36 protein-coding genes are annotated in these 22,480 nt (G+C 35.1%); 35 read left to right on the top strand and 1 reads right to left on the bottom strand.

Annotation, left to right across the window (positions count from 1 at the left end):
* The first annotated feature begins 5 nt into the window (after positions 1-5).
* From rplW to ctlX, 31 genes are all read left to right on the top strand, one after another.
* Positions 6-296: a 50S ribosomal protein L23 gene (gene rplW, locus AO58_RS0109605; RefSeq protein ID WP_024981509.1), complete on the top strand. Its 291-nt coding sequence runs from the start codon at positions 6-8 to the stop codon at positions 294-296.
* A 6-nt stretch (positions 297-302) separates the two neighbouring features.
* Positions 303-1,127, top strand: coding sequence for a 50S ribosomal protein L2 (rplB, locus tag AO58_RS0109610; RefSeq protein ID WP_024981510.1), 825 nt, complete (start codon positions 303-305; stop codon positions 1,125-1,127).
* A gap of 6 nt (positions 1,128-1,133) precedes the next feature.
* Positions 1,134-1,412 carry a 30S ribosomal protein S19 gene (gene rpsS / locus AO58_RS0109615; RefSeq protein WP_024981511.1) on the top strand — a complete coding sequence of 93 codons (279 nt, stop codon included), beginning with the start codon at positions 1,134-1,136 and terminating at the stop codon, positions 1,410-1,412.
* 6 nt (positions 1,413-1,418) lie between these two features.
* Positions 1,419-1,832: a 50S ribosomal protein L22 gene (gene rplV / locus AO58_RS0109620; RefSeq protein ID WP_024981512.1), complete on the top strand. Its 414-nt coding sequence runs from the start codon at positions 1,419-1,421 to the stop codon at positions 1,830-1,832.
* 5 nt (positions 1,833-1,837) lie between these two features.
* Entirely contained in the window at positions 1,838-2,590 is a 753-nt protein-coding gene (gene rpsC / locus AO58_RS0109625) for a 30S ribosomal protein S3 (RefSeq protein ID WP_024981513.1), read from the top strand.
* A gap of 19 nt (positions 2,591-2,609) precedes the next feature.
* On the top strand, positions 2,610-3,035 hold the full coding sequence (rplP, locus tag AO58_RS0109630; protein ID WP_017495016.1) for a 50S ribosomal protein L16: 426 nt from the start codon (positions 2,610-2,612) through the stop codon (positions 3,033-3,035).
* 11 nt (positions 3,036-3,046) lie between these two features.
* The gene (rpmC, locus tag AO58_RS0109635; protein WP_024981514.1) at positions 3,047-3,244 is read left to right on the top strand and encodes a 50S ribosomal protein L29; all 198 of its coding nucleotides are present in this window, start codon (positions 3,047-3,049) and stop codon (positions 3,242-3,244) included.
* A gap of 11 nt (positions 3,245-3,255) precedes the next feature.
* The gene (rpsQ, locus tag AO58_RS0109640; protein WP_024981515.1) at positions 3,256-3,513 is read left to right on the top strand and encodes a 30S ribosomal protein S17; all 258 of its coding nucleotides are present in this window, start codon (positions 3,256-3,258) and stop codon (positions 3,511-3,513) included.
* A 2-nt stretch (positions 3,514-3,515) separates the two neighbouring features.
* Positions 3,516-3,884, top strand: coding sequence for a 50S ribosomal protein L14 (gene rplN / locus AO58_RS0109645; protein WP_007803649.1), 369 nt, complete (start codon positions 3,516-3,518; stop codon positions 3,882-3,884).
* Positions 3,885-3,895: 11 nt separating this feature from the next.
* Positions 3,896-4,210 (top strand): 50S ribosomal protein L24, encoded by a 315-nt coding sequence (gene rplX / locus AO58_RS0109650; protein WP_024981516.1) that lies wholly within the window; start codon positions 3,896-3,898, stop codon positions 4,208-4,210.
* A 2-nt stretch (positions 4,211-4,212) separates the two neighbouring features.
* Positions 4,213-4,764, top strand: coding sequence for a 50S ribosomal protein L5 (gene rplE / locus AO58_RS0109655; RefSeq protein WP_024981517.1), 552 nt, complete (start codon positions 4,213-4,215; stop codon positions 4,762-4,764).
* A gap of 3 nt (positions 4,765-4,767) precedes the next feature.
* Complete coding sequence (rpsN, locus tag AO58_RS0109660) at positions 4,768-5,037, top strand: 30S ribosomal protein S14 (RefSeq protein WP_024981518.1); 270 nt, start codon at positions 4,768-4,770, stop codon at positions 5,035-5,037.
* A 108-nt stretch (positions 5,038-5,145) separates the two neighbouring features.
* Positions 5,146-5,544 carry a 30S ribosomal protein S8 gene (gene rpsH, locus AO58_RS0109665; protein WP_024981519.1) on the top strand — a complete coding sequence of 133 codons (399 nt, stop codon included), beginning with the start codon at positions 5,146-5,148 and terminating at the stop codon, positions 5,542-5,544.
* Positions 5,545-5,562: 18 nt separating this feature from the next.
* Positions 5,563-6,105 carry a 50S ribosomal protein L6 gene (gene rplF / locus AO58_RS0109670; protein WP_024981520.1) on the top strand — a complete coding sequence of 181 codons (543 nt, stop codon included), beginning with the start codon at positions 5,563-5,565 and terminating at the stop codon, positions 6,103-6,105.
* An 11-nt stretch (positions 6,106-6,116) separates the two neighbouring features.
* Complete coding sequence (gene rplR, locus AO58_RS0109675) at positions 6,117-6,467, top strand: 50S ribosomal protein L18 (RefSeq protein ID WP_024981521.1); 351 nt, start codon at positions 6,117-6,119, stop codon at positions 6,465-6,467.
* 6 nt (positions 6,468-6,473) lie between these two features.
* A complete protein-coding gene (gene rpsE, locus AO58_RS0109680) occupies positions 6,474-6,998 on the top strand; it encodes a 30S ribosomal protein S5 (RefSeq protein ID WP_024981522.1) in 525 nt (174 codons plus the stop codon).
* A 12-nt stretch (positions 6,999-7,010) separates the two neighbouring features.
* Positions 7,011-7,193, top strand: coding sequence for a 50S ribosomal protein L30 (gene rpmD, locus AO58_RS0109685; RefSeq protein WP_024981523.1), 183 nt, complete (start codon positions 7,011-7,013; stop codon positions 7,191-7,193).
* Between the two features lie 11 nt (positions 7,194-7,204).
* Positions 7,205-7,657 (top strand): 50S ribosomal protein L15, encoded by a 453-nt coding sequence (gene rplO, locus AO58_RS0109690; protein WP_024981524.1) that lies wholly within the window; start codon positions 7,205-7,207, stop codon positions 7,655-7,657.
* A 13-nt stretch (positions 7,658-7,670) separates the two neighbouring features.
* Positions 7,671-9,017: a preprotein translocase subunit SecY gene (gene secY / locus AO58_RS0109695; RefSeq protein ID WP_024981525.1), complete on the top strand. Its 1,347-nt coding sequence runs from the start codon at positions 7,671-7,673 to the stop codon at positions 9,015-9,017.
* 4 nt (positions 9,018-9,021) lie between these two features.
* Positions 9,022-9,237 (top strand): translation initiation factor IF-1, encoded by a 216-nt coding sequence (gene infA, locus AO58_RS0109700; RefSeq protein WP_007136545.1) that lies wholly within the window; start codon positions 9,022-9,024, stop codon positions 9,235-9,237.
* Between the two features lie 11 nt (positions 9,238-9,248).
* Positions 9,249-9,365, top strand: coding sequence for a type B 50S ribosomal protein L36 (gene ykgO, locus AO58_RS17765; RefSeq protein ID WP_002987490.1), 117 nt, complete (start codon positions 9,249-9,251; stop codon positions 9,363-9,365).
* 2 nt (positions 9,366-9,367) lie between these two features.
* On the top strand, positions 9,368-9,742 hold the full coding sequence (gene rpsM / locus AO58_RS0109705; protein WP_024981526.1) for a 30S ribosomal protein S13: 375 nt from the start codon (positions 9,368-9,370) through the stop codon (positions 9,740-9,742).
* 8 nt (positions 9,743-9,750) lie between these two features.
* Positions 9,751-10,134: a 30S ribosomal protein S11 gene (gene rpsK / locus AO58_RS0109710; protein ID WP_024981527.1), complete on the top strand. Its 384-nt coding sequence runs from the start codon at positions 9,751-9,753 to the stop codon at positions 10,132-10,134.
* 93 nt (positions 10,135-10,227) lie between these two features.
* On the top strand, positions 10,228-10,833 hold the full coding sequence (rpsD, locus tag AO58_RS0109715) for a 30S ribosomal protein S4 (RefSeq protein ID WP_024981528.1): 606 nt from the start codon (positions 10,228-10,230) through the stop codon (positions 10,831-10,833).
* 21 nt (positions 10,834-10,854) lie between these two features.
* Positions 10,855-11,847, top strand: a complete 993-nt coding sequence (locus AO58_RS0109720) for a DNA-directed RNA polymerase subunit alpha (RefSeq protein ID WP_024981529.1) — start codon at positions 10,855-10,857, stop codon at positions 11,845-11,847.
* Positions 11,848-11,886: 39 nt separating this feature from the next.
* Positions 11,887-12,375, top strand: a complete 489-nt coding sequence (gene rplQ / locus AO58_RS0109725) for a 50S ribosomal protein L17 (RefSeq protein WP_024981530.1) — start codon at positions 11,887-11,889, stop codon at positions 12,373-12,375.
* A gap of 156 nt (positions 12,376-12,531) precedes the next feature.
* The gene (carA, locus tag AO58_RS0109730; protein WP_024981531.1) at positions 12,532-13,629 is read left to right on the top strand and encodes a glutamine-hydrolyzing carbamoyl-phosphate synthase small subunit; all 1,098 of its coding nucleotides are present in this window, start codon (positions 12,532-12,534) and stop codon (positions 13,627-13,629) included.
* A 123-nt stretch (positions 13,630-13,752) separates the two neighbouring features.
* Entirely contained in the window at positions 13,753-15,045 is a 1,293-nt protein-coding gene (gene eno, locus AO58_RS0109735; protein WP_024981532.1) for a phosphopyruvate hydratase, read from the top strand.
* Between the two features lie 153 nt (positions 15,046-15,198).
* Positions 15,199-16,482 carry a citrate synthase gene (locus AO58_RS0109740; protein ID WP_024981533.1) on the top strand — a complete coding sequence of 428 codons (1,284 nt, stop codon included), beginning with the start codon at positions 15,199-15,201 and terminating at the stop codon, positions 16,480-16,482.
* 68 nt (positions 16,483-16,550) lie between these two features.
* Entirely contained in the window at positions 16,551-17,465 is a 915-nt protein-coding gene (locus AO58_RS0109745) for a dimethylarginine dimethylaminohydrolase family protein (protein WP_024981534.1), read from the top strand.
* A 60-nt stretch (positions 17,466-17,525) separates the two neighbouring features.
* The gene (gene ctlX, locus AO58_RS0109750) at positions 17,526-18,461 is read left to right on the top strand and encodes a citrulline utilization hydrolase CtlX (RefSeq protein ID WP_024981535.1); all 936 of its coding nucleotides are present in this window, start codon (positions 17,526-17,528) and stop codon (positions 18,459-18,461) included.
* Between the two features lie 68 nt (positions 18,462-18,529).
* On the opposite strand, the gene AO58_RS0109755 is transcribed toward ctlX, so the two are convergent.
* The gene (locus tag AO58_RS0109755) at positions 18,530-19,156 is read right to left on the bottom strand and encodes a MarC family protein (RefSeq protein WP_024981536.1); all 627 of its coding nucleotides are present in this window, start codon (positions 19,154-19,156) and stop codon (positions 18,530-18,532) included.
* Positions 19,157-19,287: 131 nt separating this feature from the next.
* Here AO58_RS0109755 and AO58_RS0109760 point away from each other — a divergent pair, with 131 nt between their 5' ends.
* From AO58_RS0109760 to AO58_RS0109775, 4 genes are all read left to right on the top strand, one after another.
* On the top strand, positions 19,288-19,653 hold the full coding sequence (locus AO58_RS0109760) for a CoA-binding protein (protein ID WP_024981537.1): 366 nt from the start codon (positions 19,288-19,290) through the stop codon (positions 19,651-19,653).
* Positions 19,654-19,748: 95 nt separating this feature from the next.
* Positions 19,749-20,897 (top strand): DegT/DnrJ/EryC1/StrS family aminotransferase, encoded by a 1,149-nt coding sequence (locus AO58_RS0109765; protein ID WP_024981538.1) that lies wholly within the window; start codon positions 19,749-19,751, stop codon positions 20,895-20,897.
* Positions 20,898-20,975: 78 nt separating this feature from the next.
* Positions 20,976-21,605 (top strand): recombination mediator RecR, encoded by a 630-nt coding sequence (recR, locus tag AO58_RS0109770; protein ID WP_024981539.1) that lies wholly within the window; start codon positions 20,976-20,978, stop codon positions 21,603-21,605.
* A gap of 59 nt (positions 21,606-21,664) precedes the next feature.
* Positions 21,665-22,465, top strand: a complete 801-nt coding sequence (locus AO58_RS0109775; RefSeq protein ID WP_024981540.1) for a polysaccharide biosynthesis/export family protein — start codon at positions 21,665-21,667, stop codon at positions 22,463-22,465.
* Positions 22,466-22,480: the final 15 nt, after the last annotated feature.

Raw genomic sequence — 22,480 nt, forward strand, 5'->3', positions numbered from 1 at the left:
GGACTATGAGCATCATAATTAAACCTATAGTAACGGAAAAAGTAACCAAAGAAAGTGAAGTTTTGAATCGTTTTGGATTCGAAGTTAACAGAAAAGCAAACAAAATTGAAATTAAGAAAGCTGTTGAAGCTGCTTATGGAGTAAATGTTGTTAGCGTTAACACGATGAATGTGAGACCAGACAGAACTACTAAATACACTAAAAGTGGTTTAATCAGTGGAAAGACAAATGCTGTTAAAAAAGCAATTGTACAAGTACAAGAAGGAGAAACAATTGATTTTTACAACAATATCTAAGATAAAATGTCAGTAAGAAAATTAAAACCTATTACCCCAGGTCAGCGATTTAGAGTTGTGAATGGTTATGACGCTATTACAACTGATAAGCCGGAACGCTCTTTGATAGCGCCGATAAAAAACTCTGGAGGTAGAAATAGTCAAGGAAAGATGACCATGCGTTATACGGGTGGTGGTCACAAGCAGAGATATCGTATCATCGATTTTAAGCGTACAAAAGAAGGAATTCCTGCTACGGTAAAATCAATCGAATACGATCCAAATCGTACTGCTTTTATCGCTTTATTAGCTTATGCTGATGGTGAGAAAACTTATATTATCGCTCAAAATGGTTTGAAAGTGGGTCAGAAAGTAGTTTCTGGGCCAGAATCTCAACCAGAGATTGGTAATACTTTACCTTTAAGTAGAGTTCCACTAGGAACTGTTATTTCTTGTATCGAATTGAGACCAGGACAAGGAGCTGTAATTGCTCGTTCTGCTGGAACATTTGCTCAATTAATGGCAAGAGATGGAAAATACGCTACTATTAAAATGCCATCAGGAGAGACAAGATTGATCTTGTTGACTTGTTCGGCTACAATAGGAGCAGTTTCTAATTCAGATCATCAATTAGTAGTGTCAGGAAAAGCTGGTAGAACTAGATGGTTAGGAAGAAGACCTAGAACAAGACCTGTTGCAATGAACCCTGTAGATCACCCAATGGGAGGTGGTGAAGGACGTTCTTCTGGTGGACATCCACGTTCAAGAAATGGAATACCAGCTAAAGGTTATAGAACACGTTCTAAGAAAAACCCGAGTAACAAGTATATCGTAGAACGTAGAAAGAAATAATAAGATATGGCACGTTCATTAAAAAAAGGACCTTTCGTTCATTATAAGTTAGAAAAGAAAGTTGAAGAAAACATCGCTGGTGGAAACAAAGGAGTAGTAAAGACTTGGTCTAGAGCTTCTATGATTACTCCTGACTTTGTTGGACAAACTATCGCAGTTCATAACGGTCGTCAATTTGTACCTGTTTACGTTACAGAAAACATGGTAGGACATAAATTAGGAGAGTTTTCACCAACTAGATCTTTTAGAGGTCATGCTGGAGCAAAAAATAAAGGTAAAAAATAAGAAGCAATGGGAGTTCGTAAAAGAGAAACAGCAGATGCGAGAAAAGAGGCTAATAAGTCTATTGCTTTCGCGAAGTTAAATAACTGCCCTACTTCACCTAGAAAAATGCGCTTAGTAGCAGATCTAGTAAGAGGTCAGAAGGTAGAAAGAGCACTTAACATATTAAGATTTAGTTCTAAAGAAGCTTCAAGAAAATTAGAAAAACTATTATTATCTGCAATCAATAACTGGGAGCAAAAAAATAGTGAAGCTAGTTTAGAAGAAGCTGGTTTATTTGTTAAGGAAATCCGTGTAGATGGTGGAATGATGTTGAAAAGACTTCGTCCAGCTCCACAAGGAAGAGCACACAGAATAAGAAAACGTTCTAATCACGTAACAATCGTGTTAGGAGCTATCAATAACACACAAAGCAATTCTTAAGCAGCATGGGACAAAAGACAAATCCAATTGGAAATAGACTTGGTATCATCAGAGGATGGGACTCAAACTGGTATGGTGGAAATGATTACGGTGATAAATTAGCCGAAGATCACAAAATCAGAAAGTATGTTCATGCTCGTTTATCAAAAGCTAGTGTATCAAAAGTAATCATCGAGAGAACTTTGAAACTTGTAACCGTTACTATCACTACTGCTAGACCTGGTATCATTATCGGAAAAGGTGGACAAGAGGTAGACAAGTTGAAAGAAGAACTTAAGAAAATTACTGACAAAGAGGTTCAAATCAACATCTTTGAAATCAAAAGACCTGAACTTGACGCGTATCTAGTTGCTACAAGCATCTGTCGTCAAATCGAAAGTCGTATTTCTTACAGACGTGCTATTAAAATGGCAATCGCAGCCTCTATGCGTATGAATGCTGAAGGAATTAAAGTTTTGATTTCTGGTCGTTTGAATGGTGCTGAAATGGCACGTTCAGAAGGATTCAAAGAAGGTAGAATACCTCTATCAACTTTCAGGGCTGATATTGATTATGCACTTGCAGAAGCTCATACTACTTATGGTAGAATGGGAATCAAAGTGTGGATCATGAAAGGTGAAGTTTATGGAAAGAGAGATCTTTCTCCGCTTGCTGGCATGGACAAAAAACAAGCTGGTGGTAAAGGAGGAGATTCATCTAGAGGAGACAGAAAACCTTTTAACAAAGGTGGAAAACCAGACGCTCGTAAAAGAAAGTAAATTTTTAAACTAAAGAAAAATGTTACAGCCTAAAAGAACAAAGTATCGTAAGGTACAAAAGGGTAAAATGAAAGGGAATTCTCAAAGAGGACATGAACTTTCAAATGGAATGTTTGGTATTAAATCTGTACATGAAGATGGAATGTTCTTAACCTCTCGTCAAATCGAAGCTGCACGTATCGCTGCAACTCGTTATATGAAAAGAGAAGGACAATTATGGATTAAAATATTCCCAGACAAACCAATCACTAAGAAACCTCTTGAGGTACGTATGGGTAAAGGTAAAGGTGCCGTAGAATATTGGGCAGCTGTAGTTAAACCTGGAAGAATTATGTTCGAAGTTGGAGGAGTACCTTTGTCAGTTGCAAAAGAGGCGTTACGTCTTGCAGCTCAAAAGCTTCCAGTTAAAACTAAATTCGTTGTTGCAAGAGATTTCGAAGCATAATCTATATTATTATGAAACAATCAGAAATAAAAGATCTTTCTGCAGCGGAGTTGCAAGAAAAACTAAGTCAAACTAAAAAGGTTTATGCCGATTTAAAAATGGCTCACGCTATTTCTCCGATCGAAAATCCACTTCAAATTAGAAGTGTACGTAGAACGGTTGCTAGATTAGCTACAGAACTTACTAAAAGAGAGTTACAATCATTGTAATCTGCTGAAAGATGGAAAAAAGAAATTTAAGAAAAGAAAGAATTGGTGTAGTTACTTCAAACAAAATGGATAAATCTATTGTTGTTGCTCAAGTAACTAAAGTAAAACACCCATTATACGGTAAGTTCGTGTTGAAAACAAAGAAATTTGTTGCACACGACGAAACAAACGACTGTAACATTGGAGATACTGTAAGAATTAGCGAAACGCGTCCTTTGAGTAAATCAAAATGTTGGAGATTAGTTGAAATCCTAGAAAGAGCTAAATAATTATGGTACAACAAGAATCAAGACTAAAAGTAGCAGATAACACAGGAGCTAAAGAAGTTTTAACTATCCGTGTTTTAGGAGGTACCAAAAGAAGGTATGCCTCTGTTGGTGACAAGATTGTAGTTTCTATCAAAGATGCAACTCCAAACGGAAACGTTAAAAAAGGAGCTGTTTCAACTGCAGTTGTTGTACGTACCAAAAAAGAAGTGAGAAGAGCCGATGGTTCATACATCAGATTCGATGACAATGCTTGTGTGTTGTTAAACGCAGCTGGTGAGATGAGAGGAACTCGTGTTTTTGGTCCGGTAGCAAGAGAACTTCGTGAAAAACAATTCATGAAAATTGTATCATTAGCACCAGAAGTGCTTTAATTCGTTATAAGATGATAAAGCTAAAAATAAAATCAGGAGATATCGTAAGAGTAATTGCTGGTGACCATAAAGGTGAAGAAGGTAAAGTATTACGTGTTTACCGTGAGAAAAACAAAGCAATTGTTGAAGGTGTAAACATGGTTTCTAAACATACGAAACCTAGTGCAAAAAACCCTCAAGGTGGTATTGTAAAAAAGGAAGCTTCTATACAAATTTCTAACATAGCACTTATAGATCCTAAAACAAAGGAAACTACAAGAGTTGGTATTAGAGTAGAAGGAGATAAGAAAGTAAGATTTTCAAAAAAATCTAATCAAGTACTATAGTAATGGCATATATACCTAGACTAAAAGAAGAATATAAGAGCAGAGTAATTGCTGCTCTTAAAGAAGAGTTCGGTTACTCAAACGTAATGGAAGTTCCAAAATTGGAAAAAATTGTTTTGAGTAAAGGAGTTGGTGCAGCAGTATCTGATAAAAAACTAATTGACTATGCAGTTGAGGAGTTAACAAAGATTACTGGACAGAAAGCGATAGCTACTATTTCTAAAAAAGACGTTGCGTCTTTTAAACTTAGAAAAGGAATGCCAATTGGTGCAAAAGTGACTTTACGTGGTGAAAGAATGTATGAGTTTTTAGATAGACTTATTACTTCATCTTTACCTCGTGTTAGAGATTTCAGCGGAATCAAAGCTACTGGTTTTGATGGAAGAGGAAATTATAACTTAGGTGTTTTAGAGCAAATCATTTTCCCTGAAATTGATATTGATAAAGTAAACAAAATATCTGGTATGGATATTACCTTTGTTACTTCTGCTAAAACAGATAAAGAAGCAAAGTCATTGTTGGCTGAATTAGGTTTACCTTTTAAAAAGAATTAAGATATGGCTAAAGAATCAATGAAAGCCCGTGAGGTGAAAAGAGAAAAAACGGTAGCAAAGTATGCTGAGAAAAGAAAAGCTTTGATAGAAGCTGGAGATTTCGTAGGTTTGCAGAAATTACCGAAAAATGCTTCTCCAGTTCGTTTGCATAATCGTTGCAAATTGACAGGTAGACCAAGAGGGTATATGCGTCAATTCGGTATTTCACGTGTTACATTCCGTGAAATGGCTAACAATGGATTGATACCAGGTGTTAAAAAAGCATCTTGGTAGAAAAATAATATTCAGACGTGAGTAATCACGTCTGTTTTTTTCACATTTATAAACTGGTTTCAGGTTCGTTTAAGTTTATTCGAAAACCGTTACCGCAAATTAATACATATGTATACAGATCCGATTGCAGATTATTTGACGAGAGTTAGAAACGCTGTGGCTGCAAACCACAAAGTTGTTGAAATTCCCGCTTCTAATCTAAAAAAAGAAATAACTAAGATCTTATTTGATCAAGGTTATATCTTAAGTTACAAATTTGAAGACAACTCTGTTCAGGGTTCTATCAAAATTGCTTTAAAGTACGATAAAGTTACTAAAGAGCCTGTAATTAAAGATATCCAAAGAATTAGTAAACCAGGTTTACGTAAATACGCAGGTGCTTCTAAATTGCCGAGAATCCTTAATGGATTAGGTATTGCGATTGTTTCTACATCAAAAGGATTGATGACTGGAAAACAAGCTAAGCAATTGAATGTTGGAGGAGAAGTAATTTGTTACGTATACTAATTTTAAAGTCTAGATAAGATGTCAAGAATAGGTAAAAGCCCAGTAACTATACCTGCTGGAGTAACTGTTACAGTTGCTGATGGTGTAATTACAGTAAAAGGAAAGAACGGTCAATTGACACAGGAGTTTTCGGACGTAACTGTGACTGTTGAAGGAGATCAAGTTCAAGTAGAAAGATCTTCTGATCATAAAAACCAAAGAGCAAAACATGGTTTATATCGCTCATTAATCAATAACATGATTGTTGGTGTAAACGAAGGTTTTACAAAATCTTTAGAGTTGGTTGGAGTTGGTTATAGAGCTTCAAATCAAGGTCAAAAACTAGATTTAGCTTTAGGTTTTTCTCATAATATTATTTTGGAAATCGCACCAGAGGTTACTTTGGAAACTATTTCTGAAAAAGGAAAGAACCCAATTGTTAAGTTAACTTCTTTTGATAAACAACTTTTAGGACAAGTTGCTGCCAAAATTAGAGGTTTCCGTAAACCAGAACCTTACAAAGGTAAAGGGGTTAAATTTGTAGGTGAAGTATTAAGAAGAAAAGCAGGTAAATCAGCTTAAAAAATAAGATTATGTCATTAACAAAACCTGAAAGAAGACAGAGAATTAGATTCAGAATTAGAAAAACGATTAGTGGTGTTGCTGCTAAACCAAGACTTTCTGTTTTTAGAAGTAACAAAGAAATTTATGCTCAATTAATTGATGATGTAAACGGAGTTACTTTATTAGCTGCCTCTTCAAGAGAAAAAGAAATAGGAAAAGGTACGAACATTGAAGTGGCTACTGCAGTTGGTAAATTAGTTGCAGAGAAAGCTTTGAAAGCTGGTATTGAAACGGTAACTTTCGATAGAGGAGGTTATTTATATCATGGTCGTATTAAATCATTAGCGGAAGGCGCAAGAGCGGCTGGGCTTAAATTCTAATATAGTATGTCTAATAAGTACAAGAATATAGAGTTAGTAAAACCAAGTGGTTTAGAATTAAAAGATCGTTTGGTAAGTGTAAATCGTGTTACTAAAGTTACAAAAGGGGGTAGAGCTTTTGGTTTTTCTGCTATTGTAGTGGTTGGTGATGAAAACGGAGTAGTTGGTCACGGATTAGGAAAATCAAAAGATGTTTCTGAAGCTATTGCTAAAGCAGTAGAAGATGCTAAGAAAAATTTGGTTAGAATTCCTTTGAATGGTCAATCTGTTCCTCACGAGCAAAAAGGTAAATTTGGTGGTGCACGTGTATTTTTAATTCCTGCCTCTCATGGTACTGGAGTTATTGCTGGTGGAGCTGTTCGTTCAGTTCTTGAGTCAGTTGGAATTCACGATGTATTGTCAAAATCTCAAGGATCATCAAATCCTCATAATGTTGTTAAAGCAACTTTTGATGCTTTATTACAAATGAGAAGCGCTCACACTGTTGCAAAACAAAGAGGTGTTTCTTTAGAGAAAGTTTTTAAAGGTTAATTCAAGGAAATTATGGCTAAATTATTAGTAAAACAAGTACGTAGCAAAATCAACTGTCCACTTACTCAAAAGAGAGGATTGGAAGCTTTAGGTTTACGTAAAATGGGACAAGTTGTAGAGCATGATTCAAATCCTGCTATCCTTGGGATGATAAATAAAGTTAAACACTTAGTTTCTGTAGAAGAAATTAAATAACAAATACTGGTATGAATTTAAGTAATTTACAACCTGCTGAGGGTTCTACACACAATCAAAATAAGAGATTAGGTAGAGGTGAAGGTTCTGGTAAAGGTGGTACTTCTGCAAGAGGTCACAAAGGAGCTAAATCTCGTTCTGGTTATTCTAAAAAGATTGGTTTTGAGGGAGGTCAAATGCCACTTCAAAGACGTGTACCTAAGTTTGGTTTCACAAACATCAATCGTAAAGAATACGAAGGTGTTAATTTAGATACCCTTCAATTGTTAGTAGATAATGGTATTGTTACAGATGCTGTAGATATGTCAGTTTATGTTGCAAATCGTTTGGCTACTAAGAATGAGATCGTTAAGATTTTAGGAAGAGGTGAATTGAAGGCGAAATTAAAGGTATCTGCTCACAAATTTACTGCTACTGCAAAAGCGGCTATTGAAGCTGCTGGAGGTGAAGCTGTAACATTATAATTTTTCAACTCATATGAAGAAATTTTTTGAATCATTAAGTAATGTTTGGAAGATTGAGGAACTAAAAAACAGAATTCTTATTACACTAGGACTTCTTTTAGTTTATCGTTTTGGTGCACACGTTACATTGCCTGGTATTGATGCAACTCAATTAACAGGTTTAGCTGGTCAGACAAAAGAAGGTATCGGATCGATATTGGATATGTTTACTGGTGGTGCATTCTCTAAGGCATCAGTTTTTGCTTTAGGTATTATGCCTTATATTTCAGCATCTATTGTGGTACAGTTAATGGGAATTGCTATTCCTTATTTGCAAAAACTACAAAGTGATGGGGAAAGTGGCAGAAAAAAAATCAATCAGATTACGCGTTGGTTGACTATTGCTATTACCTTAGTACAAGGCCCAACTTATATCTACAATCTTTACAGAACATTACCAAGTAATGCCTTTTTGTTAGGGTTTAATTCTTTTGAATTCTTATTTTCTTCAGTTGTTATTCTGGTAACGGGAACAATTTTTGCAATGTGGTTAGGTGAAAAGATCACTGACAAAGGGATTGGAAATGGTATATCGCTTTTAATTATGGTAGGTATCTTGGCAAGGTTTCCACAAGCCTTTATACAAGAGTTTACTACGAGAGTGACAAACAATAATGGTGGACCGATGCTTTTAGTTATCGAGATAATCATTTGGTTGTTAGTTATTATTTCTTGTGTATTGCTAGTTATGGCAGTTAGAAAGATACCAGTACAGTATGCTAGACGTACTACATCTGGTGATTTTGAACAAGATATGATGGGAGGTAATAGACAGTGGATTCCATTGAAGTTAAATGCTTCTGGTGTAATGCCAATTATTTTTGCGCAAGCCATTATGTTTATTCCTGCTGCAGTAGCTGGTTTGTCAAAGTCAGAAACTTCACAATCAATTGTTAGTGCTTTTAGTGATATCTTTGGTTTTTGGTATAATTTTGTATTTGCTAGCTTAATTGTTATCTTTACATTCTTTTATACTGCAATCACAGTGCCTACTAACAAGATGTCTGATGATTTAAAAAGAAGCGGTGGTTTTATTCCAGGGGTTAGACCTGGGGCTGAAACATCTGATTATCTTGACAAAGTGATGTCTTTAATAACTTTCCCAGGATCTTTATTTCTTGCTTTAATTGCTGTGTTCCCAGCCATTGTCGTAAGTCTTATGGATGTACAACAATCATGGGCAATGTTTTTTGGAGGTACTTCATTAATCATTATGGTTGGTGTAGCTATAGACACAATGCAACAAATTAATTCATATTTGTTAAATAAACATTATGATGGTTTGATGAAAAGTGGTAAAAACAGAAAAGCAGTAGCTTAATTTTATGGCAAAACAATCAGCAATAGAACAAGACGGATCAATTATTGAAGCATTGTCAAATGCTATGTTCCGAGTAGAGTTAGAAAATGGACATATTGTAATTGCTCATATATCTGGAAAAATGCGTATGCATTACATCAAATTATTACCTGGTGATAAAGTGAAACTAGAAATGAGCCCTTATGATTTGTCAAAAGCAAGAATTACTTATAGATATTAAAGATATTCAAAATGAAAGTAAGAGCATCAGTTAAAAAAAGAAGCGCCGAGTGCATTATTGTGCGTAGAAAAGGCAGATTATACGTAATCAACAAAAAGAATCCTAGATTTAAACAAAGACAAGGATAATTATGGCAAGAATAGCAGGGGTAGATATCCCAAAAAACAAGAGAGGTGTTATAGCACTTACCTATATCTTCGGATTAGGAAAAAGTAGAGCAATTGAGATTTTAGAGAAAGCTCAAGTAAGCCAAGATAAAAAAGTTCAAGAGTGGAATGATGATGAGATCGGTGCAATTCGTGAAGCCGTTTCAGCTTTTAAAATTGAAGGAGAATTACGTTCTGAAGTATCTTTAAACATCAAACGTTTGATGGATATTGGTTGTTACAGAGGTATTCGTCATAGAACTGGTCTTCCATTAAGAGGGCAAAGAACTAAAAACAACTCTAGAACTAGAAAAGGTAAAAGAAAAACTGTTGCGAACAAGAAAAAAGCAACTAAATAATAAGTAATATGGCTAAAGCAACTGCAAAAAAACGTAAAGTTATCGTTGAATCAACGGGAGAGGCTCATATTTCTGCTACCTTCAATAACATCATTATTTCGTTAACAAACAAAAAAGGTGAAGTTATTTCTTGGTCTTCAGCTGGTAAAATGGGCTTTAGAGGTTCTAAAAAGAATACTCCATATGCAGCTCAAATGGCAGCAGAAGATTGTAGTAAAGTAGCTCTTGAGGCTGGTCTTAAAAAAGTAAAAGTATATGTTAAAGGACCTGGAAATGGACGTGAGTCTGCTATTCGTTCTTTGCATAATGGTGGAATTGAGGTTACTGAAATCATTGATGTAACGCCAATGCCTCATAATGGATGTCGTCCTCCTAAAAGACGTAGAGTTTAATACTCAAAATTTATTTATAGTATAACCTAGATAGAAAATAGATTATCGAAGGATAAGACCTGAATTCATAATCTCTATCTTAATCAAATTAAAATGGCAAGATATACTGGTCCAAGCACAAGAATCGCTCGTAAATTTGGCGAAGCAATTTTCGGAGATGATAAAGCTTTCGAAAAAAGAAATTACCCTCCTGGACAACACGGGATGGCTAAAAAAAGAGGAAAAAAATCTGAGTATGCTGTTCAGTTAATGGAAAAGCAAAAAGCTAAATATTCTTACGGAATTTTAGAAAAACAATTCAGAAATTTATTTGAAAAAGCATCAGCGACTAAAGGTGTTACTGGTGAAGTTTTATTACAATTATGTGAGGCAAGATTAGACAATGTTGTTTTTAGAATGGGTATTGCTCCTTCTAGAAGAGGTGCTCGTCAAATCGTATCACACAGACACATTACTGTTAATGGTGAAGTGGTTAATATTCCTTCTTACCACCTTAAGCCTGGTGATAAAGTTGCTGTTCGTGAAAAGTCTAAATCATTAGAAGCTATCGAACGTTCTTTGTCTAATTCAAGTCATGTTTATGAATGGATTACTTGGAATAATGATCTTAAAGAAGGAACTTTTGTTTCTGTACCTGCAAGACTTCAGATTCCTGAAAACATTAAAGAACAATTAATCGTAGAGTTGTACAACAAATAATAATTGACTTAGTCGAAATTTATGGCAATATTTAATTTTCAGAAGCCCGATAAAGTTATCATGATCGATTCAACCGATTTTGAAGGTAAATTTGAATTTAGACCTTTAGAACCTGGATATGGATTGACTGTTGGTAATGCACTTAGAAGAGTTTTGCTTTCAGCATTAGAAGGATATGCAATAACGTCTGTTCGTATCGAAGGTGTAGATCATGAGTTTTCCACTATTTCAGGAGTTGTTGAAGATGTTACCGAAATTATCTTGAATCTTAAGCAAGTACGTTTTAAACGTCAAATTGAGGATATTGATAATGAATCAGTTACTATTTCTGTTTCAGGTAAAGATCAGTTAACAGCTGGTGATTTTCAAAAATTTATTTCAGGTTTCCAAGTTTTGAATCCAGAACTTGTAATCTGTAATTTAGACAGTAAAATCAAATTAAGTTTTGATTTAACTATTGAAAAAGGAAGAGGTTATGTTCCTGCAGAAGAGAACAAGAAACAAAATGCACCAATTGGTACTATTTTTACAGATTCAATTTTTACTCCGGTAAAAAATGTAAAATATGCTATTGAAAACTTCCGTGTTGAGCAAAAAACAGATTACGAAAAATTAGTTTTTGAAATTAAAACTGATGGTTCTATTAATCCTAAAGATGCTCTTACTGAAGCTGCAAAAGTTTTAATTCACCATTTCATGTTGTTTTCTGATGAAAGAATTACACTTGAGGCTGACGAAATTGCACAAACAGAATCGTATGATGAGGAATCATTACACATGAGACAATTGCTTAAAACTAAGCTTGTTGATATGGATTTATCTGTTAGAGCTTTAAATTGTTTGAAAGCGGCTGAAGTTGATACACTTGGTGATTTAGTATCTTTTAATAAAAATGACTTAATGAAATTCCGTAATTTCGGTAAGAAATCTTTAACTGAACTTGATGAGTTAGTAGCAGTTAAGAATCTTACTTTCGGCATGGATTTAGCAAAATACAAACTAGATAAAGAGTAATCTAATCCACCTTATAGGTGTGATTAAATTTATAAAGCAATGAGACACGGAAAAAAATTCAATCACTTAAGCAGACAGACTGCACATAGAAAATCTATGTTAGCTAATATGGCTTGTTCTCTTATTGAGCACAAACGTATTAATACTACTGTTGCTAAAGCTAAAGCGTTAAAACAATTTGTTGAGCCGCTTATAACAAAATCTAAAGCTGATACTACACACAATCGTCGTATCGTTTTTTCTTATTTACGTAGCAAGTATGCTGTAACTGACTTGTTCAGAGATGTTGCTGCTAAAGTTGGTGACCGTCCAGGTGGTTATACTCGTATTATTAAAGTTGGAAATCGTTTAGGAGATAATGCTGATATGGCAATGATCGAATTAGTTGATTTTAACGAACTTTACAACGGAGGTAAAAAAGAAGTTAAAAAAGCAAAAAGCCGTCGTGGTGGTAAAGCTAAGAAATCAGAAGAAGCTGCTGAAGCTCCTGCTGATGCTGCTGAACCAACAGCTGAGGCAGCTGAATAATTATGAAAGTAATTTTTCAATAGAAAATAAGGATAAGCTATTTATAGTTTATCCTTTTTTTTTGGTTTTATGCATCTCATTTTTTATTTACTTATTGTAGATATAAATTGTTTTGCCTTCTTTTAAAATTTAAATTTGCAAAATTTTTAACTACTTATGAAATATACAACAAGACAACAAGCTCTTCTTTTACTTAGTGATGGTACCATTTTTCATGGAAAATCTATTGGCCTTAGCGGTGTCGCTTTTGGTGAAGTTTGTTTTAATACAGGAATGACTGGCTATCAAGAAATTTTTACTGACCCCTCTTATTTCGGACAATTGATGGTGGCTACTAATGCGCATATTGGTAATTATGGAGTTAATGAAAAAGAAGTGGAATCAGATGGTATTAAGATTTCTGGTTTGATTTGTAAAAACTTTAGTTTCAATCATTCAAGACCTGATGCTGCTGAAAGCCTTGAGAGTTATTTTAAGAATCAAAATTTGATTTGTATTTCAGATGTTGATACTAGAGCTTTGGTGAGCTATATTCGTGAAAATGGTGCTATGAATGCTGTTATTTGTACTGATGACACACCTGTTGATGAATTAAAGAAAACGCTTTCTGAGGTTCCAAACATGAAAGGATTGGAATTGGCTTCTAAAGTTTCGACTAAGGCTCCTTATTATTATGGAAATGAAAATGCAAAGTATAAGATTTCTGCTTTAGACCTTGGAATTAAGACAAATATTTTACGAAATCTAGCTAAGAGAGATTGCTACATTAAAGTTTTCCCTTTTGATGCATCCTATCAGGATTTATGCTCTTTTAATCCAGATGGTTTTTTCTTGTCTAATGGCCCTGGAGATCCTGATCCGTTGCATAGTGCAATAGCAGTAGCAAAACAAATTATTGCTGAGGACAAACCTTTGTTTGGTATTTGTTTAGGTCATCAAGTAATCGCCTTAGCAAATGGTGTTTCGACTTACAAAATGTTTAACGGTCATAGAGGGATTAATCACCCAGTAACAAATTTAGTTACAGGAAAAGGTGAAATTACTTCGCAAAATCACGGTTTTGCTGTGAATAAAGAGGAGCTAGAGCTACATCCTGATTTAGAAATTACCCATTTGCATTTAAATGATGGAACCGTTGCTGGAATGAGAATGAAGAGTAAAAACTGTTTTTCTGTTCAATATCACCCAGAAGCAAGTCCAGGGCCACATGATTCGTCCTATTTGTTTGATCAATTTATTGCTAATATTGAGTAAGCTGTAGGCTAAAACGTTATCGTTAATAAATTATCGAATATAGTAGTTTCTTTATTTAAGATTATCATTTAATTTCTGTAATTTTGAGTAAAATACAAATTAATAACATAAAATTTAAGGATAATGAGTATTATAGTTAAAATTTTCGCAAGACAAATCTTTGATTCTAGAGGGAATCCAACCATTGAAGTTGATGTAATTACTGAGAACGGTATTGTAGGTAGAGCAGCAGTTCCATCAGGAGCTTCTACAGGTGAACATGAAGCGGTAGAGTTGAGAGATGGAGGAAAAGCTTTTTTAGGAAAAGGAGTTTTGACAGCTGTAAATAATGTAAATACACTTATTGCTGAAGAATTGGTTGGTACTTCTGTTTTTGAACAAAACAAACTTGACCAAATGATGATTGATTTAGATGGCACACCAAATAAATCAAAATTAGGAGCTAATGCAATTTTAGGTGTTTCTTTGGCTGCTGCAAAAGCAGCTGCTAATGAATTAGGTTTGCCTTTATATCGTTATGTAGGTGGTGTTTCTGCTAATACATTACCATTGCCAATGATGAACATCATTAATGGTGGTTCTCACTCTGATGCGCCTATCGCATTTCAAGAGTTCATGATTATGCCTGTAAAAGCTACTTCATTTACACATGCTTTGCAAATGGGTACTGAAATTTTTCATAATTTGAAAAAAGTACTACATGATAGAGGATTGTCAACTGCTGTTGGTGATGAAGGTGGATTTGCTCCTAATTTAGCTGGAGGTACAGAAGATGCTTTGGATACTATCAAAAAAGCAGTTGAGGCTGCTGGTTATACATTTGGTGATGAAGTAATGGTAGCTTTAGATTGTGCTGCTTCTGAATTTTATGTGGATGGTAAATACGATTACTCTAAGTTTGAAGGTCCAAATGGTAAAGTAAGAACTTCTGCAGAACAAGTTGCTTATTTGGCTGAATTAGCAGCTAAATATCCAATTATTTCTATTGAAGATGGTATGCAAGAAAATGATTGGGATGGTTGGAAATTATTAACTGAAAAAATTGGTGATAAAGTTCAATTAGTTGGTGATGATTTATTTGTAACCAATGTAGAGCGTTTATCTACTGGTATTGAGAAAGGAATTGCTAACTCAATTTTAGTAAAAGTAAACCAAATTGGTACATTAACTGAAACTATTGCTGCTGTTAATATGGCTAAAAATGCTGGATATACTTCAGTAATGTCACACCGTTCTGGAGAGACTGAAGATTATACTATTGCTGATTTAGCTGTAGCTTTAAACTGTGGTCAAATTAAAACAGGATCTGCTTCACGTTCTGATCGTATGGCTAAATACAATCAATTGTTAAGAATTGAGGAGGAATTAGAGGCAACTGCTTATTTTCCAGGTCAAAAAGCATTTAATGTAAAATAATTTATTGGTCATTATCTCGTTATAATTAAGCCGTCTGTTTTTCAGACGGCTTTTTTTGTTAAGTTTTATAAGTTCTCTTGATTTTTTTTTTATTTAACACTAAATTGATTAGTTTTGACGAAATATAATTAATCAAAACTATCCAAAAAAATCATGTCAAAAATAGCTACATTAGAATTCGATGGCAATAAGTTTGAACTTCCTATTATTATTGGAAGCGAGAATGAAGCTGCTGTTGATATTAGTAAATTACGAGATATATCAGGAATGATTACTCTTGATCCAGGATATAAAAATTCTGGTTCATGTAAAAGTGAAATTACTTTTTTAGATGGTGAGCTTGGAATTCTTCGTTACAGAGGGTATGCTATTGAAGATCTAGCCAAAAGCGCACATTTTTTAGAAGTTTGTTACTTAATCGTTTTCGGAGAATTACCTACTAAGGATCAATTGTTTCAGTTTGAATCGGATATTCATCATCATACTTTAGTAAATGAGGAAATGAAGATTATAATTGATGGTTTTCCTAAAACTGCGCACCCTATGGGGGTTTTGTCAGCTCTAACAAGTGCGTTGACTGCTTTTAATCCAAAGTCTGTTAATGCAGATAACTCAAAAGAAATGTACGATGCAGTTTGTAAAACTATGGGTAAATTTCTTGTTATCGCTACTTGGACTTATAGAAAAAGCATGGGGTATCCTTTAAATTATTATAATAATGAAATAGGTTATGTTGAAAATTTCATGCGTTTAATGTTTGAAATTCCTACAGGACCTTATAAAGCAAATCCGATCATTGTTGATGCTTTGGATAAATTATTTATTTTGCATGCTGATCATGAACAAAATTGTTCTACTTCAACAGTACGTATGGTGGGTTCTTCACATGCAGGTTTGTTTGCTTCTATTTCTGCTGGTGTTTCTGCACTTTGGGGGCCGTTACATGGCGGTGCAAATCAGGCTGTACTTGAAATGCTTGAAGAAATTCATAAAGATGGTGGTGATGCCGATAAATACATTCAAAAAGCAAAAGACAAAAATGATTCTTTCCGTTTGATGGGATTCGGTCATAGAGTGTATAAAAGTTTTGATCCGAGAGCAAAAATCATTAAAAAAGCGGCGGATGAAGTGTTGGCTACTTTAGGTGTTGATGATCCAATTTTGGAAATAGCTAAGAAATTAGAAATTGCAGCTTTAGAGGATGAGTATTTCAAATCAAGAAATTTGTATCCTAATGTTGATTTTTATTCAGGTATTATTTATAGAGCATTAGGTATTCCAACAGAAATGTTTACAGTTATGTTTGCTATTGGTCGTTTACCAGGATGGATTGCTCAATGGAAAGAAATGCGAGAGAATAAAGAGCCTATTGGTCGCCCTAGACAAGTGTATGTCGGATATCCATTACGTGATTTTGTAAGTGTAGAGAAACGATAAAAATTTTTGATTGCAAAAAGCTCCACTAAATTGTGGGGCTTTTTTGGTTCATAATAAAATAGAAGTGTATGTTAAACTTGAATATTAAAAACGAAACAGGTAGGTTAAAGATGGTGATCTTGGGAGTTGCCAATAGCAATGGTCCAACTCCAAGTGTTGCAGAAGCTTATGATCCAAAATCGTTAGAGCATATCTTAGCGGGTACTTATCCACTAGAGGTTGATATGATCAAAGAAATGGAAGAATTGAATGCTGTTTTTCAAAAGTATGAAGTTACTGTACTTAGACCGCAATTGATTTCAAATTACAATCAAATTTTTGCTAGGGATATCGGGTTTGTAATTGATGATGTTTTTATCAAATCAAATATTTTGCCTGATCGGGAAAGAGAATTAGACGCGATTCAGTATGTTATTGACCAAATGAATCCTGAAAAAGTGGTTAGACCACCTGAGGAAGTACATATTGAAGGAGGAGATGTGATGCTTTGGGGTAATTATATTTTTGTTGGGACCTATAAAGGAAGTGATTATAAAGATTACATAACCGCCAGAACCAATTGGCAAGGGGTAGAATATATCAGGCAACTTTTTCCTAATAAAATTGTGAAAGAATTTGATTTGGTTAAATCTAAAATTGAAGCTAGAGATAATGCCCTACATTTGGATTGTTGTTTTCAGCCAGTTGGTCCTGATAAAGGAATCATTTACAAAAGTGGTTTTAGAGAAGAATCGGATTATTTGTTTTTGGTGAATTTGTTTGGGAAAGAAAATTTATTTCATATCACAAGAGAGGAGATGTATCATATGAATTCAAATGTTTTCTCCATAGCGCCTAATGTGGTGGTTTCTGAAAAAAACTTTACACGCCTAAATCAATGGTTGCGCGAGCAGGGATTTATAGTTGAAGAAGTAAATTATGCTGAAATTGCCAAACAAGAAGGCTTGTTGCGTTGTTCAACCTTGCCGTTATTGCGAGATTAATTGTTTTAGAGGGATTAATTGATTAATTTTAATTTTTTCAAAACACCAATACAAAATAAAATGAAACAGACTACAAATTCAATTCTGATGATACGTCCTGTTGCCTTTCGAATGAACGAGCAAACAGCCGTTAATAATTATTACCAAAAAGTTTTAGATGGACTTTTGCCTGCTACGGTAAATGCCCAAGCTCAAGAAGAGTTTGATGTTTTTGTAAAGAAATTACGTGCGGTTGGTGTACATGTAATTGTTGTTGATGACACACTTTCGCCTGACACACCCGATAGTATTTTTCCAAACAATTGGGTTTCTTTTCATGAAAATGGCGATGTTGTTTTGTATCCGATGTTTGCCGAAAATAGACGATTGGAACGAAGAGAAGAAATTTTCGATATTCTTGAAGATGAGGGCTTTGTTATTCATGAAATTATGGATTATACAGAAGCCGAAATGGATAGTATTTTCTTAGAGGGAACGGGAAGTTTATTGTTAGACCGCGCTAATGGCAAAGCCTATTGCGCCCTTTCGCCCAGAGCTGATGAAGAATTGTTTATCGAGTTTTGTGAGGATTTTGATTATGCTCCAGTAATTTTCGAAGCTTTTCAAACTGTCGATGGCGAGCGTAAACTGATTTATCATACCAATGTGATGATGTGTTTGGGAGAAACCTTTGCTGTGCTTTGTGCTGATGCAATTGATGATAAAAAAGAGCGAAAAATGGTGATTGATAGTTTAAAGAATGATGATAAAGAAATCATTTTGATTACTGAAGATCAAGTGAATAATTTTGCAGGAAATATGCTTGAGGTGAAAGGAGCAGATGATAGAAGGTATTTGGTGATGAGTGCTGCAGCTCATCATGCTTTAACGAAAAAACAAATAGCACAGTTGGAAGAACATGTTACTATTTTGAGTTCAAGCTTAGACACAATTGAAGCTTGTGGCGGAGGTAGTGCACGATGTATGATGGCAGAGATTTTCTTACCTAAAGCGTAATTCAAAATATTTTATAGCAAAAAAGTCAGTCATTTTCACGATGGCTGACTTTTTTTTGTCTTTATATTTTAAAAATTAGCTTTGAAGATGTTGATCAAAGCGCTAATAATGTATTCTATTCCAATAGCGATAACAATAAAACCAACAATTCTAGAGATCGCAACGATACCAGAAGCACCTAAAGCTCTGGCTAAAAAATGAGCACTTCTTAGAATGCCAAAAATAGTAATCGAGATAGCGACGATGGATCCGATGGCAATAATGATTTCTGTTGTAGAATTATGCTGGTTGTAAAAAGCGATGAGTAGTGACATTGATCCTGGTCCAGCAAGCATTGGAATAGCCAAGGGGGTTAGGGCAATATCGTTTCTTTTATGGGCTTCGTTTTCTATTTTTTTGTTAATTCCTCTTTTTTTGTTGAATTTTCCGGATAGTAAAGAAAAGCCAGAACTTACAATTACGATGCCTCCTGCAATTCGGAGGGAGTCGATGCTGATGCCAAAAAAAGTAAGTACATATTGTCCGATCAAGAAAGAAACCACTAGGATGATGCAGACGTTAATGGCGGTCCAAAGGGAGAGTCTGTTTCGCTCTGCAGGAGAGTCTTCTTGTGTGAGTCCTACAAAAATAGGCACAGTTCCGATGGGATTGAGTACAGAAAATAACGCAGCAAAGAGATAAATGAATAATTCCATATTGTAAAATTTTACACAAAGCTACAATTTTTACTAAGATAGCTTTTACTCCTTTGTTATTTTAATGTTTATGAATCGTCAGAGTGCTGCTGAATTTTTGATTACTTTTGCAAAATATTCTTATTCAAATGATAAAAAATAAAAAAACGGTGGTGCTTGGTGCTACTTCTAAGCCAGAGAAGTATGCTTACAAAGCGATTCAGATGTTGGTAGAAAAAGGACACTCGGTATTGGCTATTGGTCAAAATGCTGGCGAAGTAGCGGGAGTGAAAATCCGTACCAAAATGATTCCCTTGAAAAATATTGATACTGTTACTTTGTATCTGAATCCTGCGCGACAACGCGATTATTATAATTACATTGTGGAGGCTCAACCCAAACGAGTAGTTTTCAATCCTGGGACTGAAAATCCAGAGTTGTATCAATTGTTGGAGTTGAACGGTATTAAGGCTGAAGTGGCTTGTACTTTGGTCTTGTTGGCGACTAATCAATATTAAGGGACGATGTTGGTTGATTTGCGCTTTTTTGGGCTGTTTCAAATGCTTTTCTTTTTTTTGTTGTGCTGCTGTAATGTTAAACTTTAAGCAACTTTATGGATTGGATTTATCTCTCGGAGCCGCATCCTAGTGGCAAAGAGTTGCGGTACATTGAAGAAGCGTTGCAGAGCAAGAGAATCACGTCGGGTGGTCTTGGTGTACAGGGTTTTGAAGAGGATGTAGCGCGTTTTTTGGATACTGAAATGCTGGTTTGCGCGACCAATTCTGGTACTTCGGCTTTGCATTTGGGGCTTTTGCTTTTGGGTGTTCAAGCGGGAGACGAAGTGTTGTGTCAAACTTTTACTTTTTCGGCGTCGGTGAATCCTGTTTTTTATCTGGGAGCGACACCTGTTTTTGTGGATAGCGAACCCTTGACTTGGAATATGTGTCCTGAGGCCTTGGAAACTGCCATCAAGGATAGAATGAAAAAAGGCAAGAAGCCTAAAGCAATTATTGTGGTGGATTCATACGGGATGCCTTTTCAGGCGGACAGTATTCAAGCGATTGCCGCAAAATATTCGATTCCGATATTGGAGGATAGTGCCGAAGCCTTGGGAAGTCGATATAAAGGAAGGCCTTGTGGTACGCTGGGTGATTTGGGCGTTTTTTCGTTCAACGGCAATAAGATTATTACTACGTCAAGTGGAGGAGCTCTTTTGGTGGCTAATGAGAAGCAAAAAGAAAGAGCTGTTTTTTTGGCTTCGCAAGCTAGAGAAGAGGCGCCTCATTATGAGCATCATGAAGTGGGATACAATTATACTATGAGTGCGATGGCTGCTGCTGTTGGTAGAGGTCAAATGGAAGTTCTTGAAGATCGAATTGAGGCTAGGCGGGGAAATCATTTTTTTTATAAAGAAAACTTTGATGAAGTTGCTGGTATTTCTGTGTTTTCAGAGCCTGATGCGGATTATTTTTCGAATCATTGGTTGTCGGCTATTTTAATCGATGCTCAACTTACGAAAGGTTTGACTCCAACTTTTTTTAGGACATTTTTGGAAGAAAGAGCTATTGAAACACGTCCTTTATGGAAACCCATGCATCAGCAATCGGTGTTTTGTGCGTATCCGTATTATGGTGGAAAGGTGGCGGAGCATTTGTTTGCAACAGGACTTTGTTTGCCTTCCAGTTCTAGTCTCGATGCAGCAAGCCGCAATAAGATTCATTCTTGTGTAGGTCAATTGTTAACAGAATATGTTGGTTTGTAAAGGATGAATTGAGAGTTGACAGGGCTTGTTTGCGCTTATAACTAGGGTTTTTTGATTATATAATGTATTTTTGTTGTCATGGAATTTTCTTCAAAATTATTAGAACGAGCGGTTGGCGAAATGGCACAATTGCCAGGAATTGGAAAAAGAACGGCCTTGCGATTGGTGTTACATTTGTTGAAACAACCTAAAGATCAAGTGCAATTTTTATCCGAAGCCTTAACGAGTATGCGCAACGACATTCAGTTTTGTTCGAACTGTCATAATATTTCGGATACAGAATTGTGTCAGATTTGTGCCAATACGTCTAGAAATCATCAGTTAATATGTGTGGTTGAAGATGTTCGTGATGTAATGGCTATCGAAAATACAGGGCAGTTCAAAGGAGTGTATCATGTTTTGGGTGGAAAAATTTCGCCTATAGATGGTGTTGGGCCAAGCCAATTGACTATTAGTTCTTTGGTTGAAAAGGTCAAACTAGGTCAAGTTAAGGAATTGATTTTTGCCCTTAGCTCTACCATGGAAGGTGATACCACTAATTTTTATATATACAAACAAATTGCCAGCACTGGTATATTGTTTTCTACTATTGCAAGAGGTATTGCTGTTGGCGATGAGTTAGAATATGCCGACGAAGTGACGCTTGGAAGGAGTATTTTACAAAGGGTTCCTTTCGAATCTTCTTTCAAAACCTTGGGGTCTAATTAACTTTTTTGACCACCCTTTAATTGTCCATGAAAAACTATATTTGTAACAAAATTAAAAGTATGAACAAATCGATTGGCTTTTTGATGATAATGAGTAGTTTGCTTTTTACTTCATGTATTCCCATCAAAGATTTAACCTATTTACAGCAAAAAGAATCTGAGTCGCCAGAAAAAGCAATTATTGCCTCGGAATCTAAGCCTTATCGCTTGCAAACCAATGATGTTTTGAGCATTAATCTTAAGGCAATAGATCCTAAATTGGTAGCTATTTTTAATGCTAGTACACAAAATGGTGATGCGAACTTGAATCAAAACTCTGAAAGTGGTTTGTATTTTAATGGGTTTAGAGTGGATGATCACGGAAACATTCGTATGCCAATTTTGGGAGAAATTAATGTTTTGGGTTTTACTGTAGAAGAAGTACGAGTAAAAATTGAAAAACAATTGTTGGAAGAATACTTCAATAAAGAAGCGAATCTTTTCGTAAATGTTAAGTTGTCTGGTTTTCGATATACGATTAATGGTGAAGTTGGGAGTACAGGAACCAAAACGCTATTTCAAGAAAGAGTCAATATACTAGAAGCCATTGCCAATGCTGGAGATATTACCATGGTAGGAAATCGAAAAGAAGTAACCATCATGAGAACATCACCTACTGGAGTCGAAATGCATAACTTAGATTTAACAGATAGAAATGTAATTTATTCTCCTTATTATTATTTGCAGCCCAATGATTATATTTATGTAAAACCATTAAAACAAAAATCTTGGGGTACAGGTAGAACGGGTCTTGAATCCTTGGGTACCATAATTACAGTATTGTCTCTGGTAACTACTACTTTCTTATTATTAAAAAATTAAATTCATTTTTGTGAA

This window comes from Flavobacterium succinicans LMG 10402, from assembly GCF_000611675.1.
Taxonomy (GTDB): domain Bacteria; phylum Bacteroidota; class Bacteroidia; order Flavobacteriales; family Flavobacteriaceae; genus Flavobacterium; species Flavobacterium succinicans.

Bases quoted from the DNA above. Each gene is read 5' to 3' on its own strand.
- rplW (WP_024981509.1), top strand. From the start codon at position 6: ATGAGCATCATAATTAAACCTATAGTAACGGAAAAAGTAACCAAAGAA.
- rpsE (WP_024981522.1), top strand. From the start codon at position 6,474: ATGTCTAATAAGTACAAGAATATAGAGTTAGTAAAACCAAGTGGTTTA.
- rplF (WP_024981520.1), top strand. From the start codon at position 5,563: ATGTCAAGAATAGGTAAAAGCCCAGTAACTATACCTGCTGGAGTAACT.
- rpmD (WP_024981523.1), top strand. From the start codon at position 7,011: ATGGCTAAATTATTAGTAAAACAAGTACGTAGCAAAATCAACTGTCCA.
- rplR (WP_024981521.1), top strand. From the start codon at position 6,117: ATGTCATTAACAAAACCTGAAAGAAGACAGAGAATTAGATTCAGAATT.
- AO58_RS0109755 (WP_024981536.1), bottom strand. From the start codon at position 19,156: ATGGAATTATTCATTTATCTCTTTGCTGCGTTATTTTCTGTACTCAAT.
- infA (WP_007136545.1), top strand. From the start codon at position 9,022: ATGGCAAAACAATCAGCAATAGAACAAGACGGATCAATTATTGAAGCA.
- rpsS (WP_024981511.1), top strand. From the start codon at position 1,134: ATGGCACGTTCATTAAAAAAAGGACCTTTCGTTCATTATAAGTTAGAA.
- rplN (WP_007803649.1), top strand. From the start codon at position 3,516: ATGGTACAACAAGAATCAAGACTAAAAGTAGCAGATAACACAGGAGCT.
- AO58_RS0109720 (WP_024981529.1), top strand. From the start codon at position 10,855: ATGGCAATATTTAATTTTCAGAAGCCCGATAAAGTTATCATGATCGAT.
- recR (WP_024981539.1), top strand. From the start codon at position 20,976: ATGGAATTTTCTTCAAAATTATTAGAACGAGCGGTTGGCGAAATGGCA.
- rplB (WP_024981510.1), top strand. From the start codon at position 303: ATGTCAGTAAGAAAATTAAAACCTATTACCCCAGGTCAGCGATTTAGA.
- rplE (WP_024981517.1), top strand. From the start codon at position 4,213: ATGGCATATATACCTAGACTAAAAGAAGAATATAAGAGCAGAGTAATT.
- rpsH (WP_024981519.1), top strand. From the start codon at position 5,146: ATGTATACAGATCCGATTGCAGATTATTTGACGAGAGTTAGAAACGCT.
- secY (WP_024981525.1), top strand. From the start codon at position 7,671: ATGAAGAAATTTTTTGAATCATTAAGTAATGTTTGGAAGATTGAGGAA.
- rplV (WP_024981512.1), top strand. From the start codon at position 1,419: ATGGGAGTTCGTAAAAGAGAAACAGCAGATGCGAGAAAAGAGGCTAAT.
- AO58_RS0109775 (WP_024981540.1), top strand. From the start codon at position 21,665: ATGAACAAATCGATTGGCTTTTTGATGATAATGAGTAGTTTGCTTTTT.
- rpsC (WP_024981513.1), top strand. From the start codon at position 1,838: ATGGGACAAAAGACAAATCCAATTGGAAATAGACTTGGTATCATCAGA.
- rpmC (WP_024981514.1), top strand. From the start codon at position 3,047: ATGAAACAATCAGAAATAAAAGATCTTTCTGCAGCGGAGTTGCAAGAA.
- ykgO (WP_002987490.1), top strand. From the start codon at position 9,249: ATGAAAGTAAGAGCATCAGTTAAAAAAAGAAGCGCCGAGTGCATTATT.
- rpsM (WP_024981526.1), top strand. From the start codon at position 9,368: ATGGCAAGAATAGCAGGGGTAGATATCCCAAAAAACAAGAGAGGTGTT.
- AO58_RS0109740 (WP_024981533.1), top strand. From the start codon at position 15,199: ATGTCAAAAATAGCTACATTAGAATTCGATGGCAATAAGTTTGAACTT.
- carA (WP_024981531.1), top strand. From the start codon at position 12,532: ATGAAATATACAACAAGACAACAAGCTCTTCTTTTACTTAGTGATGGT.
- rplP (WP_017495016.1), top strand. From the start codon at position 2,610: ATGTTACAGCCTAAAAGAACAAAGTATCGTAAGGTACAAAAGGGTAAA.
- rpsK (WP_024981527.1), top strand. From the start codon at position 9,751: ATGGCTAAAGCAACTGCAAAAAAACGTAAAGTTATCGTTGAATCAACG.
- AO58_RS0109765 (WP_024981538.1), top strand. From the start codon at position 19,749: ATGGATTGGATTTATCTCTCGGAGCCGCATCCTAGTGGCAAAGAGTTG.
- rpsD (WP_024981528.1), top strand. From the start codon at position 10,228: ATGGCAAGATATACTGGTCCAAGCACAAGAATCGCTCGTAAATTTGGC.
- rplQ (WP_024981530.1), top strand. From the start codon at position 11,887: ATGAGACACGGAAAAAAATTCAATCACTTAAGCAGACAGACTGCACAT.
- rpsQ (WP_024981515.1), top strand. From the start codon at position 3,256: ATGGAAAAAAGAAATTTAAGAAAAGAAAGAATTGGTGTAGTTACTTCA.
- rplX (WP_024981516.1), top strand. From the start codon at position 3,896: ATGATAAAGCTAAAAATAAAATCAGGAGATATCGTAAGAGTAATTGCT.
- rplO (WP_024981524.1), top strand. From the start codon at position 7,205: ATGAATTTAAGTAATTTACAACCTGCTGAGGGTTCTACACACAATCAA.
- AO58_RS0109745 (WP_024981534.1), top strand. From the start codon at position 16,551: ATGTTAAACTTGAATATTAAAAACGAAACAGGTAGGTTAAAGATGGTG.
- eno (WP_024981532.1), top strand. From the start codon at position 13,753: ATGAGTATTATAGTTAAAATTTTCGCAAGACAAATCTTTGATTCTAGA.
- rpsN (WP_024981518.1), top strand. From the start codon at position 4,768: ATGGCTAAAGAATCAATGAAAGCCCGTGAGGTGAAAAGAGAAAAAACG.
- ctlX (WP_024981535.1), top strand. From the start codon at position 17,526: ATGAAACAGACTACAAATTCAATTCTGATGATACGTCCTGTTGCCTTT.